The 16,147-nt window shown below is 32.9% G+C and carries 15 protein-coding genes; 3 read left to right on the top strand and 12 right to left on the bottom strand.

The window, feature by feature from the left end; translation table 11 throughout:
- Positions 1-98: 98 nt before the first annotated feature.
- Both JG30_RS03240 and JG30_RS03245 read right to left on the bottom strand, forming a co-directional pair.
- Entirely contained in the window at positions 99-692 is a 594-nt protein-coding gene (locus JG30_RS03240) for an ATP-binding cassette domain-containing protein (protein ID WP_046316117.1), read from the bottom strand.
- Positions 693-739: 47 nt separating this feature from the next.
- The gene (locus tag JG30_RS03245; RefSeq protein WP_046316118.1) at positions 740-1,924 is read right to left on the bottom strand and encodes a hypothetical protein; all 1,185 of its coding nucleotides are present in this window, start codon (positions 1,922-1,924) and stop codon (positions 740-742) included.
- Between the two features lie 404 nt (positions 1,925-2,328).
- Between JG30_RS03245 and JG30_RS08600 the strand changes: the two genes are divergently transcribed.
- Entirely contained in the window at positions 2,329-4,284 is a 1,956-nt protein-coding gene (locus JG30_RS08600; RefSeq protein WP_052725177.1) for an ABC transporter ATP-binding protein/permease, read from the top strand.
- A gap of 502 nt (positions 4,285-4,786) precedes the next feature.
- Here JG30_RS08600 and JG30_RS03255 read toward each other — a convergent pair.
- The 9 genes from JG30_RS03255 to JG30_RS03295 all read right to left on the bottom strand — a co-directional run bounded on the left by JG30_RS03255 (position 4,787) and on the right by JG30_RS03295 (position 11,074).
- Positions 4,787-5,068: a type II toxin-antitoxin system YafQ family toxin gene (locus JG30_RS03255; protein WP_046316119.1), complete on the bottom strand. Its 282-nt coding sequence runs from the start codon at positions 5,066-5,068 to the stop codon at positions 4,787-4,789.
- Positions 5,061-5,303: a type II toxin-antitoxin system RelB/DinJ family antitoxin gene (locus JG30_RS03260; RefSeq protein WP_046316120.1), complete on the bottom strand. Its 243-nt coding sequence runs from the start codon at positions 5,301-5,303 to the stop codon at positions 5,061-5,063. Before JG30_RS03260 ends, JG30_RS03255 begins: the two co-directional genes overlap by 8 nt.
- Positions 5,304-6,252: 949 nt before the next feature.
- A complete protein-coding gene (locus tag JG30_RS08875) occupies positions 6,253-7,017 on the bottom strand; it encodes an Ltp family lipoprotein (RefSeq protein WP_084616649.1) in 765 nt (254 codons plus the stop codon).
- 134 nt (positions 7,018-7,151) lie between these two features.
- Positions 7,152-7,796 carry a LexA family transcriptional regulator gene (locus JG30_RS03270; protein ID WP_046316121.1) on the bottom strand — a complete coding sequence of 215 codons (645 nt, stop codon included), beginning with the start codon at positions 7,794-7,796 and terminating at the stop codon, positions 7,152-7,154.
- Between the two features lie 63 nt (positions 7,797-7,859).
- Positions 7,860-8,195, bottom strand: coding sequence for a helix-turn-helix domain-containing protein (locus JG30_RS03275; RefSeq protein WP_071236998.1), 336 nt, complete (start codon positions 8,193-8,195; stop codon positions 7,860-7,862).
- A gap of 384 nt (positions 8,196-8,579) precedes the next feature.
- Positions 8,580-9,233: a LexA family protein gene (locus JG30_RS08605; protein WP_052725178.1), complete on the bottom strand. Its 654-nt coding sequence runs from the start codon at positions 9,231-9,233 to the stop codon at positions 8,580-8,582.
- 56 nt (positions 9,234-9,289) lie between these two features.
- Positions 9,290-9,766 (bottom strand): helix-turn-helix domain-containing protein, encoded by a 477-nt coding sequence (locus JG30_RS03285; protein ID WP_046316123.1) that lies wholly within the window; start codon positions 9,764-9,766, stop codon positions 9,290-9,292.
- A 319-nt stretch (positions 9,767-10,085) separates the two neighbouring features.
- Entirely contained in the window at positions 10,086-10,718 is a 633-nt protein-coding gene (locus JG30_RS03290) for a hypothetical protein (protein WP_046316124.1), read from the bottom strand.
- A gap of 17 nt (positions 10,719-10,735) precedes the next feature.
- Positions 10,736-11,074: a helix-turn-helix domain-containing protein gene (locus JG30_RS03295; RefSeq protein WP_052725179.1), complete on the bottom strand. Its 339-nt coding sequence runs from the start codon at positions 11,072-11,074 to the stop codon at positions 10,736-10,738.
- Between the two features lie 157 nt (positions 11,075-11,231).
- On the opposite strand from JG30_RS03295, the gene JG30_RS03300 reads away from it, so the two are divergent.
- Positions 11,232-11,423, top strand: coding sequence for a helix-turn-helix domain-containing protein (locus tag JG30_RS03300; protein ID WP_046316126.1), 192 nt, complete (start codon positions 11,232-11,234; stop codon positions 11,421-11,423).
- Between the two features lie 608 nt (positions 11,424-12,031).
- Here JG30_RS03300 and JG30_RS03305 read toward each other — a convergent pair.
- On the bottom strand, positions 12,032-12,850 hold the full coding sequence (locus JG30_RS03305; RefSeq protein ID WP_052725180.1) for an Ltp family lipoprotein: 819 nt from the start codon (positions 12,848-12,850) through the stop codon (positions 12,032-12,034).
- 1,069 nt (positions 12,851-13,919) lie between these two features.
- On the opposite strand from JG30_RS03305, the gene JG30_RS08610 reads away from it, so the two are divergent.
- Positions 13,920-15,893, top strand: a complete 1,974-nt coding sequence (locus JG30_RS08610) for a BspA family leucine-rich repeat surface protein (protein ID WP_052725181.1) — start codon at positions 13,920-13,922, stop codon at positions 15,891-15,893.
- Positions 15,894-16,147: the final 254 nt, after the last annotated feature.

Below are 16,147 nucleotides of genomic sequence, written 5' to 3' on the forward strand. Positions count from 1 at the left end.
AAGCGTATGCCAATAAAAAAGCGTTGTTTTAGTTTGTATTTTTTCCAAAAAGGCCCGAGTGCTTTAGTTTGCTTTTTTTAAACATAAAAATTCGAAGATTATTGCAGAATGATTTCTTTGGCAACTGTTAAATTTTCTTCTTTAAAATTATGCGCAGTTAACAAAATCAATTTGTCTTTGGCAAGACTATTAATTATTGTTACCAATTTCAGAACAGTTTGTTGATCTAATCCTGAAAACGGTTCGTCTAAAACCATATACTTGCTTGGATTCAATAGGGCAGCAATAATTAATGCTTTTTTCTTTTGACCCAGAGATAGAGTGGATATATTTTGATCTAACAAAGAATTATCAAATCCCAATTGGGCTTGAAATCGTTTGATTTGGCTCCAAGATTGTTCTGGCTTCAATTTCCAAAGTTTAATTGTATATTCATAAAAAATCCGCGCAGATATACCTTGGAAAAATATTTCTGAAGAATCTGGAACATAAGACCAGTCTAAGTTCGCAGCAGGTATATCACCTGCGGCTGGTTTCATTATTCCTAATATCAATTTTAATAAGGTGGACTTCCCACTACCATTTTTTCCTTTGATCCAAGTTAATCCCGGATCAGGTACGGTAAGTGAAAAATCATTTAAGATAACTTTAGATGGACTATACATAAAGGTTACATTGTTCAGTAACTTCATTATCTTGACCTCATTCATACCACGTAGGTTTTGCGGTAGTCAATTTATTAATTTTTTAAGAGTTTATTTTTATATAATTTTATTGATAAAAAAGAAACAGCCGAATATAAAACTAAAAACATCAGTATACTGAGCACAATCTGTGGCAATTTAAATCGGAATAAGTAATACGAGAATAGTATCAAGCTGTTTAAATATAAGGGCCACTGGTCGATTAAAGAAAATCTATAATTATTTATTAAATTTATAGAAAGTAAATGTTTTTTTTGTAATTTTAAGCCCTTTACATATTGTATGGAAATTAGATTGATTGTATTTAGTATCCATCCAATAAAAAAGTTGACTATTGATAATAAGGAAAATTGGGATAGTAATAAAAATATAAACAATATTAAGCTAACGGGAATTATAAAAGCTAAATCTAACAGCACATATCTTAATAATGTTGTCACAATGGTTTTCTTTTTAATTGCTAGGAAATAATCATACTCTCGAAAAACAGCTAGAAAATAGTATCCCCATAAAGGAAAAGAAAAACTCATGGCGCTAATGACGACCCCCGTTATGATAGAAGTCATTGGGGAATTAAATATCAATAAACTAGATTTAAAAAATGATATTCCGAATATTAGAATTATTGAGAAAATAAAAGCTATTAGGGGTTTAATTAAAATATTTAGGGGAATTCTTAAAAAAATTACTTGTGGCAAATTAAGTTTAAGAGATTTACTCTTTATGCCATTAAGATAAATTTTGAAATTATTATGGCAAAAGTAAAGGATTGGAAAAGAAATTAAACAGATAAAAATAAAAACAACTGCTGCAATATTGACATGTAGGGCAAGATCAAGGGCGATAATCGGCGAGCCAATTATTATATTTTTAACAACATTGACAAGATACTGCTTGGGGATACTTGTTTTGAAAAAAATTTTTAAAGTTTTTTCGGTCTTAGCATTAAAATAACCATAATCTTCATAGATAGGAGCAGTACCTGAAATAAAATAAAGTAGAAAGACTACAATGTCCCATAATGAAAAATCAAATATGGCATTGTAGCTCTTCATAAACTGGACAATTGGCAGTGACGATAAAGATAAAATTATGATTGTTCCGCTTAAGTAAGGAGCTATTAAAATGGGTAAGTTATAGGATTTTATTAATTTTTTATCGTCCCAGAATCCTTTTCTAGCTAAGAATAATAATCTCAGTACGCTAAAAAAGCTACTCATAATTAATACCTCTCTGACTATATTTTGAGTAAATAGCCTTGTAATGCGAAATAAATTTTAATAAAATGTTTGAAATAAGTTTAGACTAATATTTTTGATTATAAACGTTGTGCCAATTATAATGTGTTCCATTTTTATGTAAGTATAACATTGAGAAGTTAATATTGATAATTTTCATAAGTTTTATCTATGAAAATGCTGTTAATTTGTTTCCCATGGTTGTCCTAATAAAATTTAAAATAATGCCTTTGGTAATTCTCCCGCACATCCCCAGATAACAACGTTCATCACTTTAATTTTTATAGTAATAAGCACAAGACTGTTATTACTAAAGCATTTTTATCAATAAGCTGAATGTTCAGAGTATCTATTTAATCAGAAAGCGCGAAAGGTGCTGCTCCCGTATGAAAATAATCGAGTTACAACACATCTATAAAACCTATGATTTAGATAGTACTGCCCATGAATCAGTGCTGCGCGATGTTAATTTATCTATCAATGATGGCGAATTTCTAATAATCGAAGGTCCTTCTGGTGGAGGGAAAACAACTATTTTAAATATTATTAGTGGTTTAGATACCGAATATGAAGGTACTTTACTGTATAAAGATAAGGTGTTGACTGGAATCTCAGCTACTGATTTAACCAGTTATAGAGAACAAAATATAGGCTTTGTTTTTCAAACTTTTAATTTAATACCTCATTTATCAGTCATTGAAAATGTAATATTGCCCATGAAGATGAATAATACGAAAAATGCCAAAAAACGGGCTCTAAATTTATTAGATAAAGTAGGAATGAAGCCGTATTTTAATAAAAATGTCACCAAATTGTCAGGGGGGCAAAAACAAAGAGTTGCTATTGCCAGAGCACTGGCTAACAATCCCAACATTATAATAGCTGACGAACCCACAGGTTCTTTAGACAGTAAGTCGCAAAGTAAAATTATGAAGATCTTAAGGGGATTAGCTGATGAAGGCAAGACCATCATTGTAGTAACGCATAATAATGAAATACTATCTTATGGAGATCGGGTAGTTTATGTCAAAGATGGGCAAATTAATAATCAGGGTGCAAATCTCGCAGTAGTAGCCGACAAGCAAAAAAGGCCGCAATATCAGCCCCTCAAAAGTCATATAAATTATCAACAAATATTTAAAATTGGTTGGAAAAACTTTCGACAAAGAATTTGGCGCAACATTATAATTGCTCTGGCAATGTCTATTGGATTAATTGGCGTCCTGTTATCCTTAGGACTAGGGAACGGGATTACCAAGATGTTGCAATCCGAAGATATTAAAAATCAAATACCCACGACGATCCAGATACAAGCCAATCCTGAATCCGGGATAGCTTTAAACACTGGAGATTCCGCTAGTATTAAAAAAGCCGCTGGAAAAAAGCTGAAATACATCTCTAATATTCAAAATTATTCTTTAACACAAGTAAAAATAAAAAATAAAAAATTGGTTTTTAAGAAGGAGCATCCCAATTATGCGCAACTGAATAACCTCGTTCCTGATGTCTCAGAATCGCGTAAATTACTGCAAATTGATGGAGTCAGTTCCGGGCAAAGATATAAAAATATTAAAGAACACGGACTAACGGTGACTAAAAAATTTATCAAAGAATTTAATCAAGGAAATCATACGAAATATACTGTTAACTCGATCTTGAATCAAGATGTAGCTTTAACAGTACAAATGGGCAATAATAACGTTACTCATAAGACCAAGATTATCCGAGTTCAAAACGGTGATAATGCCATGTTTTTGTCGACCATGGAACTAAACCAATTAGTGGGGAGTCATCCTAAGCAAATTGCCTATTATTTGTTGGAATTAAAGAATCCGAAAAATAATGATGCAGTTTTGAAAAAAATTAATCAGAATAAAAAATTTAATGCGCTGTCCTCAGGCAATATTTTAAAAACTGTGATTCAATTTATTAATGTGATTCAAGGATTATTGATCTTCATGTCACTGCAAGCGATAATCGTATCGATATGTATGTTGGGCATTGTTTTGTTTATCAATGTTATTGAACGTACTAAAGAAATTGGGATTATGAAATCTTTAGGATATCAAAATAAAGATATTGCCGGAATTTTTATCTCTGAAGGAATGTGTATTGCGATAATCTCTTATTTGACAGCGGTCATTGTCTCCGTAATAATTGGCCAATTAATCAATGTAGGAGTTAATCATTTTGCTCAATTTACCGTCAAGGTTTATCAGACTTTTGGCAGTGCTCTGTTGATAGTGTTCTTAGCGACAGTCTTCATGGTTTTAATTGCCATATTTGTGCCGATTCGAAAAATTAATAAATTGGATGCATCCGAGTCGATACGCTATGAATGAGGTTAGTAGATAGAAAAGGGCTGTAAAACCAAGGCCATGCCCCTTGGGTTTCGGCAATGGGACAATTAAGATCGCAAATTGTAAAAACTCAAAGGGAAACCTCAAAGAAAAATATTGGAATTATATCAAATAAAAAGGACTAGATTACAACTAGTTCTTTTTTACATATTACATGTAACACTTCACTTATAAGACTTTGAGCGCCATTGTACTATTTTGAAGATTAAAAGTACTTTTATCAGCGACAATGGGCGCAATATTCTGTTTTAAAATCACACTTGTAGAATTTTTTGAGTTAGAGTTCAAAATAAAATCAAGTTTGTGGTTCTTTGGGCAAAGCCATCGTCAGGAAAATTTTTAATGTTAAAGATTCAGCAAAGTATAGCTTATACAGAAATTTTTTTCTAAAGTTACACAAATAATGACCAATAGATACATGAGTCCTTACTCAAAGAATCTCATAATAATTGTTTATCTAAAGGCTTTTGTTGAAAGGGGCCCCTTACTCAAAAAGATCTGAATGCGAACCAGTATCGATAAACCGTACAAAATCACCATCATATTTATAAATTAATAACCAATCTGGTTTGATATGCAATTCACGTTCAGGCTTTCGATTAACTAAAGGGTGATCATTGTAACGTGGTTCTAGTGGCTTATCTTGTAATAGTTTAAGATAAACAACTTCAAAATCTTCTTTTTTATAGTGACCACCTTTTAAAATTGTCTTATAATGCTTTTTAAATTGACGTTCAAAGGCAGGTCTATAAACAAATTCAATCATTTAGCCAATTCAATCCCTCCTGAGGATCATTAAATTCAATGTAATCTTGGCTCTTAATAGCTGTTTTTAAACGGGGATTGGGCTGAGATACTTCAAAGGGGATTCCGCCGGCCTCAATGGATTTTTTGGCAAAGATACGGAATGCTTCTCCAGGAGTTAAGCCCACGCGACGAAGAACAATTTCAAACTCCCTTTTTTCTTTATCGTCCATTCGAAAATGTACCTGACTAGTCATGAATAACACCTCCAGCCTTATGGTACCGTATGGTACCATAAAAAGCAATTGCTTTAATTAAAGTCTTCTCCGCAAAAGGCTTTGAAAAAATGCAAGGTGCAAATATGAAACAACTAGGTGACGATGAACGCAAAACACTTAAATTCTAAATTGAAACACTGGAACGCAGGGACGCGTTAAATAGTAATAAATATCCTGGTTAAAAAAGAAATTAATATAAAAATGAGAACACAATAATGGCTGATAAAAATAATTTTTATAAAATAATGAGCTTGTGACTTTAGAAAAAAACACAACTAATAAAACAACAAAGAAAAGTTCTGCTGATAAAAGAAAAACTATCAAAGTAGATACAGAGGCCAAAACCGAAATTGATATAATCAAGGTTTTAGCAAATATTAAGTATGACTATGAAACAATTCAATTACTAATAGATTATTATAAATAAGAATTCATTACAGCCGATAAAAAGAAAACAATTTACTTCTCTACTTGAAGCAATATCGGATAAATATTAGTATTTGATGAGTAATTCTTTTTCACACAAGCATTAGCTAATTAACGGTAATTTGATCAATTTAAAATCGAACTTAACCAATGAGAGTAAATCTCAGAACAAGACTTTACCGTTGTAACCGCCTGCCAAAAAATATAGTTACTATAGCGAATATATTAAATATATTTACTATAGTCAGTAAAAAAATAGCCTCACTCTTCAAGGAGTGGGGCTTTATTCATCCATAGGGTTTTTTGTTTGTGTTGTGTGCAGCACTACTTTGCCAATGATATTAAAGTGCCAGGCGTCTTTATATAAATAATTAAATCGTTCCTTGGTTTTTCTGTAATACGATGAACAAAGGGTATAATCTGAGCTTTCTTGTCAATAAACTTTGGATTTGATATTTTTGCAATAAAAAAAGCCCGATCAATGGGCTAAACAAAATAAATATTAATTGTCATGGAGATGTTGCACAGCGTAATCGGCTTGCTCAGCAGTGAATTTTTCGCCAGCACTAGAAGTTAATTGTTCACGTATATCGTTTTCTGACATGGCCATATCTTGTTGATAGCTTTTAGCTTTCTTTAAAGCATTTTCATTCCAATTAGCATTTAAGTGATCTAGTGCATATTTAGCAGCATCTTCGGAAAACTTACCGCCCGCGTCAGAAACTAGTTGATCATGTATACTCTTTTCCGACATGTTTTGTACATTACAATAATAATTTGCTTGTTTCAAGGCATTAGAATAGTCAGCTGGTATAGAAGACTCACTAGTATCAGAATCCGATTGTGAAGAGTCGGAAATACTATCTTCTGATGAAGAATTTGTTTCCTGGGCCTTTTTGTGAGACTTGTGAGAAGTCTTTTTGTTATCGCTATTACTTATTTTTTCGACTTCAGCGAGTTTGCTAGCATGGCGGCCGTTAAAATAAGTATTGGCTATTGTTGCCGCTAACTGTCCTGACTTATACGGTGCATTAGCATAGCTTTTTTTACCATGAATTTCATCTATGTAGGACTGCAAAGCTTTTTCAGTAGTTTCGCCATAATGAATGATCAAAGTATTTAATTTTCTATTAGACGCGTTGGTTTTTAGTTTATTTACTTTTTGATCAATGTTAGATTTGGCTTTTTTAGCTCCACTGACCGCCTTTTTATCAGTCATACTGGCTTTTTGAGAATCAATAATTACTTGACAATACTGATTTTCCATATAGTAAAAATTCTTTTGCAGTTCCCCCTTGGATAAATTTGCTATACACCCGGATAAAAATAAGACTGATATCGAGATCACAAACAGCCTTAAAGTTTTTTTAAGTATCACTCTTAACCCCCAATGAAGCGTCTTTAGTTATACTTTCTTTTTATCTGTACCAGCTTGCCGGCTATCGTAATTAAATTGCAATCCTCACCGACAAAAGTTCTAGGTGGATAATTCGGGTTAGAAGCAGTTAAAACAATCGTATTTTTATTCTTGAATACGTGTTTTAATGTTCCTTCTTCTCCATCGACAATTACAGCACAAATATCACCATCTCCAAAAATAGACGTCTTTTTAATTAAAGCTAAATCTCCATCTCCGATCATATCCCCAATCATGGAATCCCCGTATACCTTAAGCCAATAATAATCAAAATCCGATTCAATTTTATCGCAATCCACTGATGCCAAACCATCGTGATTTTCTTCTGCGATGCCTTTAGGTCCTGCTTTAATTGAACCTACCACAGGAACTTGGATAACATTAAATTCAGAACGCATTTTTGTTGGATCTAAAGGCTCTTCGGTAATATCCGATGTTTCTACATTGAAGTGATCCGCCAGTTTTTGAACACTTAATGGCCGAGGATAGCTGTTACCTAAAAACCAATCTCTTACAGTTTGTTTAGGCAATTTTAATTTTCTAGAAATGTCATTGGGCTTTTCGCCTGTTTTACTAGCTAAACGCTGCAGATTAGATGAAACAACCTGTCTTGGATTTCGTCTGATCATTTAAAAACTCCAAATTAAAATATTGTTTATACAATATAACCGTGATGATATAAAAGTTATAAATTATATTTCATTACTTAGTATTTTGCGGACTCGTTCTTTTTCATCTGCAGTAAGTGCATTGCCTAGCTTTTCCCACTTTGATTCTTCTTCTTTTTTGGAAGAACCATTGGGACGCTGATTGTATGGTGGAAAATCAAAAAAATCTTGTACAGATATTCCAAGTCCTTCACATAAAAGCCTTAATGTATCTGCTTTAGGAACACCTGTTGGTCTTTGAATTAAAGAACTTATAGTAGATTGTTTAACGCCCGAAAGTGTAGCAAGTCTATTCATGGACATATCACGATCAATTAACAATTTATATAGTCGGTTAATGATTAATTCATGATCATTCATCTTGTGAGCTCCTAACGCTTTGACGCTAACAAATATCATATTAACTATCAAGATTTTTAAATCTTATATCGTAAATACATTATTTTTTAAATTATATATAAAGAACGCAATGACATTGAATTGAAGGGTGGTGAAGATTTTGTAAAAGAATATACGAGCCAAATAAATATTCCGAAGGATCATTTTAACTCATTGTTGAAATGGAAGAGCGACAAAATAAGCAGAAATCACATTAACGGATGTAACTCCTGCTGACGGTTATAGTGTCAGATTAAAGCCTTTGGATAAATTTGCTATACACCTGGATAAAAATACGATCGATATCGATACAAAAAACAGCCTTAAAGCACTTTAAAGTATCACTTCTTTTCCTTCTGAGCGTCTTTAGTTATACTTTCTTTTTATTTGTACCAGTTTGCCAGCTATCGTAATTAAGTTGCACTCCTCATTTACAAATATTCTTGGTGGGTAATTGGGATTGAAACCCGTCAAAATTATTATATTGTCACGCTTTTCAACATGCTTTAAGGTTCCTTCTTCACCATCGACAATTACGGCACAAATATCCCCATTTTCAAATCCTGGAGTTTGTTTAATTAAGGCTAGATCACCTTCTAAAATTCCATCACCAATCATAGAGTCCCCAACAACTCTTAACCAATAATAATTATATGATGGATCAATATCTTTAACCAGTACTGCAGAGTACCCAGAATAATCTAGTTGGGCAATGCCATTAGGGCCTGCTTTGATTGACCTAACAATAGGGTAATCTACAATACCAAATGCACGGCGTGGATCACTGAGATCTGATTTATTTTCTAAGATATCAGAACTATTAACGCCAAAAAAATTGGCTAACTTTTTCACGTTGTGAATACGGGGATATTTACTGGCATTAACCCAACTTCTTACAGAAGACTCTGGTAATTTAAGCTGCCTTGCTAATTCTGTTTGTGTGATACCTTGTTTATTCAATAAGTTAGATAAATTTTGAGCGACTATTTTTCGTGCTTCTAAAGCACTGTTATCTGTCATATTAAATTCCAAACTCTTATAGATACGAGTGTTAATTCCGTGTTTTTAGCGCGGTGTTATTTTTCAGTTTCATTGTAAGGAGGGAAATCAAAAAATTCAGTAAAAGAGATTCCCAGACCTTCACATATTTTAAATACCGTATCAATTCTGGGGGAAGAACCCCTATTAATAATGCTACTTAAAGTAGTCGCAGACAAGCCCGCAAGGGTAGCAACACGGTTCATTGTCATGTTCTTCTGATTTAAATAAAAGTATAAACGCTTTGTAAATAGAGTATTGTGTTCATTTTCAAAAGTTACTTTTCCTGAACTGTAACCTCTTAAATAAGCTATATCCACATGGAAAAAAGAGGATATAGCTTGCCATACATAGTATTGAGGTTCATTCTCGCCACTTTCCCAACGAGATATGGCAGCATACGAAACAGGTTTAAGATCTATATCTGTTTTTGCAATAAATTGGTTGAATTGATCTGCAAGATCTTTTTGAGTAAGGCCAATGTTTAAACGTTCCTTTTTAATATTATTTTTCATAAAAGTTCCTCTGTTTGTATAAATGTGTAAATTCGTATATCTATTTTATGTTTATCATAAACTATAGTAATGATATTTACGAAATAGTAAATACAAGGAGAAAAACATAAAAAAAATATCAACATGCACAAATTGAATTGCTAAAAATAAGGGGGAAAATAGCAGAAGTCAACGGATGCAACTCCTGCTGATGATTATAGTTTCAGATTAACTCCCAAATACAATTAGCCTTTCGGTAGTTAGGGGCCATATTCATGAAAGTCACGTGATTAAATCTTGCCATTCACCCCATGAATAAACAATTCGGAGTTATAGCAGATCAGTCAAGAAAAGTAGGCTGATTATATAGCTTACAAAAATCAGAAGCTGCAGACATTAAAATACCAAGATCTTTATTTTTTACATCATCTAGGGTCATAAGTTTTTGATCTTGTAAATTTAATATAGCCACTTTAGTATCGGCATCTCTTTTATCTTTTGTAGCTTCATTTAGTAATAAAATAGAAGGTTCATACGTTGACCGTTCGTTTGCCTTTTTTAAACGATACTCTACCCTCAATAAATACTTTTGACCATCAATTATGATATTAAACTCGGGAGCTACACGAACTGTTAAGTCTCCTGCATCATAACGCCAAGACGCTTTAGTATTATGATTTTCCAAACATTCATATGAATGGTTACTAAAAAAATCTTTTAGGTTCTGTACATCTAGCTTGAAATTGTTTTTTTTATTATTTTTCTCGGAAGTCTTGTCTATTATCGAATTAAATGCGTCAAAAGTATGCTCTCCCTTTAGAACTTTTGGTAATTCGTCTCGTATTGGTTTCCAGTAGTCACTCGCAGGAGAATATACACTGTGTTTTATACGGTCCATTGCGCTTTTTTTAGCGTCAATGGTTTTTGAGGTACTTACTGAAATGAATTGTGATAACGAAATATTAATTTCCATTTCTTCGTCTCCATATACTAAATATCATCACTTAGTATTTTGCGGACTCGTTCTTTTTCGTCTGCAGTAAGTGCATTACCTAACTTTTCCCACCTTGATTCTTCTTCTTTTTTGGAAGAACCATCGGGTCGCTGATTGTAGGGCGGAAAATCAAGTAATTCAGTTAACGATATTCCCAAGCCTCTAGCAATAGATTGTAGTGTATCAAGTCTGGGCTCCTTGGTTCTACCTATCAGAATATCGCTTAATGAAGATTGACGCATTCCACCAAGCATCGCAACTCTATTTGGGGTTACGTCTCTTGCTGCAAATAAACTATTTAGTCTTTTGATAAGTGGTGATTTGTAATTATTCATCATTAGCCCCTAACGGTATACCGATACTTTTATTTTATCTATATATTCATAAAATTCAGAACAAAGCTGCAAAATTGTCGGTTTTACCGTTTATTTTTATGCTTAAACTGGTTATATAAAAATATATTAACGTTTTACCGTAAATGTGATGAGAGTATTGAATATTGTAATTGTTATTAAAGATAGTCGACATAAGTATCAAATGTCTCAGTCTGATTTGGGACTTAAAGGTGGCTTGCTACAAACAAACATTAGTGATATTGAACATGGCGCTGATCCAACATGGAATAAGATGGCCAAATTAGCAAAAGTCTTAGATTTAAAAACTGAGGATCTGTTACCGAAATAAACAAGTAACACTTTATCTTAATAATCACAGATAAATTGGTGAACTATTAGATATAAGAGTTCAATTTATCGTCGGTGAAAATGTAAGACAAACATGGGGTTATCATATGAAAAGAGCTTTAACCAAACAAGATTTAATAAAGAGTTTTTTTAATAGAAGCAAAATAATATTTCTGAAAAAGAAGCTGCCCAGGGTATATCCTTATAACCTTTTTTATAAGGGACACCAATGACCCAAAGTATCGCAAAAATAAATTGAAATATTAACAAATCTTTAAAGTAACTTGCATATTGATTGTCACTTACTAAAAAGATAACAATGATGTCAATAATAACGATCATCCATTCGACAGCTTTTATTGGTCTTATTTTACAAGTTGCCGTATCTTTTCACTGTATAAAACATAATCTTGTTGAAGTGGTTAAGCACATATGGATTTTTACATATAGTTATATCTTTCCCAGGTTCTGTCCGTAGTCCAGTAACAAAAGAGTAAATCTTAGCTTTCTTGTCAATAAACAATAATCTATCTGTTTAGATTTAATAACGTTTGAATTTGATATTTTTATAGTAAAAAAGCCCAATAAATGGGCTAAACACAAGAAATATTATTTGTCATGGAGATGTTGCATAGCGTAGTCGGCTTGTTCTGCAGTGAATTTTTCACCTGAACTAGAAGTTAATTGATCACGAATCGCGCTTTCTGACATGGCCATGTCGTCTTGATAGTTTTTAGCTTTCTTTAAAGCATTTTCATTCCAATTAGCATTTAAGTGATCTAGGGCATATTTAGCAGCATCTTCAGAAAACTTACCGCCCATGTCAGAAACTAGTTGATCGTGTACTGCTTGTGCTGACATATGTTGCATACCAGCATAATTTTTTGCCTGCTTCAAAGCATTTGTATAGTCCGCTGGTACAGAAGATTTATTCGTATTGGATTTAGGTTGCGGATTACTTTCTTTGGCTTGATCACTTGCAGAATTAGTCACTTGCGATTTTGGTTGTTTCTTGATCGGCTGAGCACTTTGTGATTTTGATTGTGTTTTTTCCGATTTAGGATTATTAGTAGTCTTAGTAGATTTGGAAGAAGATCCAGATCCAGCACTTCCGCCAATAGCAAAAATCAACACGACAACGATCAGCCAAAACCACCACTTTTTATAAAAACGTTTTTTAGGTTTTTGCGGCGGTTGAGGTGGTTGCTGGTAGCCGCCATTATTTGGGTTGGAATAGTTAGGATTAGGCGGTTGTTGAGGCATTTGCTGATTATAATTAGTATTTGGTTGCTGATAATATGGCCCATTTTGTGGTTGTTGGGGTGGTTGTTGTGATTGTCCTGGTTGCTGATAATTAGGATTCGGCTGTCCTGGATTATATTGTTGGTTATTATTACCATTAGTTCTTCTATATAAATTGCGCGACATACTATTACTCCCTCTCAGTTATGTAAGCAGCTTTTTAAGTCATCAGTATTTGGACTAATCTAATTACACTTACTTTTCATTTGTGCCAATTTGTCAGCAATTGTAATTTCATTGCAATCTCCATTTTCAAAAATAGATAGTTTTTAACTAAAGCTAAATCTTTATCTAAAATTTATTACCAATTGTCAAATTATAAGACACTGGCTAACAATATTTATTAGCTGATCTTCACAACATAAAATTATTTTTTAAAACTGCTAATTAATTAATGTTTTTAGAAATTGGAAATTAAAAAGTATAAATATAGAAATTTTAATATCTCGAATTTCGAATCTTTTGTTGGTCTTTGAATTAAAGAATTTATATTAGATTGCATAACACTGGAACATGCCATAGTTAATCATTATATTTTAATTATATAATAATTTATATAGTTAGTTAATGACTTTACGTTAGACAAATTATAAAAAACTAATGTTTCAATTTAATTTTAAATAAAAAAATAGATTATTTCAAAAAGCCAAACATACAGACCCAGTATCTGAACTGTTTGGAGACAATACAAATGGTGGGGAGAGTGAAAATAGAAGTACCCAGTTATGAGCCAACAAACATGAACCTGCATTTAGATGCGTTAACCGCAAGGTTTATGGAAGACTTTGTTGTAATGAAGAAAAAGCACTGGCTGCAGATGGAGTCAGTGCTTTTCTTGTGAAAGAAACAAAGCTATAGAGGTCTGACAGGTTTCAAAACTTATCAGGACATGTGTATTATATCACATATTCTGGAAAATGAGGAACTTAAGTAATAATTTCACAATTACAATCAATAAATACCTATTCTTAATATCAATTATGCTGTGTTCAATATCGTTATTACTAATATACAATATAAAATTATTAGTCCATTAAAAATCGATAATAAATACAAACTTAAATATAAAAATAATTAATATAAGATAAAAATATCGTAATAATATTAATCAATTAGTTAATTTAGTGCTATGATACATATGAAGCCGGCTTCATGCTATAAATTATTGTTTTTGTTGAAGGGAGATATCTTGATAATGATGAAAACTCCAGGTAAGAGTTGGGCTTTAACGACGACCTTTGTCGGTTTAGTTTGTGGTTTAGTGTTAACGCAAAATAAACTTTACGCTGATACGGTAACCACAACTCCTGAGCAAACGCCAATTGCTAATGTTCAAAAATCAACTGACTCACAATATGCTGTTTCCACTACTCAGGCGACTAACGGCAACGCTACTCCACAAGTGGCACCAGTTACTAATACCACCTCCGCCACTGACAGAAATACACAGAAGTCGCAATCAGCTACGCAAGATTCCAAAGCTAATGCGGCTGTTACTGATCAGCCAGCACTGACAAATCAAACTCCGAATACCACTACACAGCAGTCGGGGGTGAATTCTCCACAACCGGAAACCAAACCAGTGGCGACTGACCAACCAGTAAATCAAAATTCAGGAAAGACCACCCAATCGACAGTTTCTAATAACACAACCACTCAGTCTCAGCAACCCGCAGCTCAAGCAGCAACTGATCCGACGCAAAATACCGAAACATTGATTACCAATGGGCAGTCTGGCACGGCTAAATGGGATTATGTAAAAAACAACACGACAGGTGAATACGTTTTAAAAATTCATGCTGGTCAATTGGGGTATTATCCGATATATTGTTGGGCATATAGAAATGGAGAAGGAAATTTTTTTAAAGCTCAATTAAATAAAATAATTATTGATCCTAATGTTTATACACCACAAAATGCTAGTGGTTTATTTGAAGAATTACACCATTTAAAAACTATTGAGGGTTTAGTTAATCTTCAGGTGCAATATACGCAGTATATGAGTTATATGTTTGCTGATGATCCGTTATTAAATAATGTTGATTTGAGTTTTTGGCCTACTTATCGGGTCACAGATATGAGTTATATGTTTTTAAATGATAAAAGTCTGACTAATTTGAATTTAGATTATCTGGAGACTGGCAGAGTGCTTGACTTTCAACACATGTTTGATGGAACTGGGATTACCAATATTGATTTAAGTACTTTTGATTTGTCTCATGTTAAGAATATGAGCTATATGTTCGCCAATTCTCAATTACAGACGATTGATCTTAGTTATTTAAATTGTTCAGAAGTAACTGATATGAGTTACATGTTTGCCAATTCTCAATTACAAAATGCAGATCTAAGTAATTTAGATATCGCCAATGTAACCACCATGTATGCGATGTTTTCGAATTCAAAATTACAAGATGTTAATTTGGAAAATGTGAATGCAGCCAACGTTACAAACATGAGTGCAATGTTTCAGGATACTCCATTAAAAGATCTTAAATTAAATGGTATTAAAACACCAAAATTACTCGACATGAGTTATATGTTTGCTAATTGTTCGATTAGTGATCTCGATTTGAGAGCTTTGAATACTGCTGCGGTAAAAAATATGAACCATCTATTTTTTAATGCTCTCTCTTTAGTAAATGTCAATTTGAGCTATTTAAATACTGCTAACGTAGAAAATATGAATTCAATGTTTGCACAATGTGAAAATCTGCAAAATGTCGATGTTAGCTGCTGGGATACCAGCCAGGTCACGGATATGGGAGCTATGTTTTCTGATTGTAAGAATCTGCGCACTTTAGATTTAAGTAACTTTAATACGCAAAAAGTCACCACGGTGCAACAGATGTTTATGGGCGATAATAGATTAACCAGTTTGGATATCCGCAATTTTGACCTAACTAATGCGAATAATACAGATATGCTGTATGCAACAAGATTTTTAAATCGTTTAGTTCTTGGTGCAAAGACCCTGATTAACAATGCTAATATAGGTGATGTTCCACGAGCAGGATTTAAGGTGCCCGGGACTAACAATAGAGTTCAATCATCTAATTGGGTAGCAGTTAATGGTCCGCAGACTGGTCAAAAATTCACCTCTAAACAATTGATGGATTCCAAGAATAGAGCAGATGGAGCCACCACTTACCAATGGGATGTCATTTAATCTTGAAATTATGCTTGCTGATTATAAAAACACTGACTATTAATACGTCAGTGTTTTTTGGTATCAAAAAACGATCATAATCTTCAATATACTTTTTAATTAACGAGCAAACATATTTTGCAATCAAAAAAAATTTCAATAATTCTGAATAAGTCAATTGAAGGTAAATGATCGGCTGATGAATGTATTGTTGAAAATACCAAAAAAATAATCCTTTTATTAGTAAAGTGCTAAAATGCATTTGTAACCAGTTT

The sequence above is a fragment of the Bombilactobacillus mellifer genome (assembly GCF_000970795.1).
Taxonomy (GTDB): domain Bacteria; phylum Bacillota; class Bacilli; order Lactobacillales; family Lactobacillaceae; genus Bombilactobacillus; species Bombilactobacillus mellifer.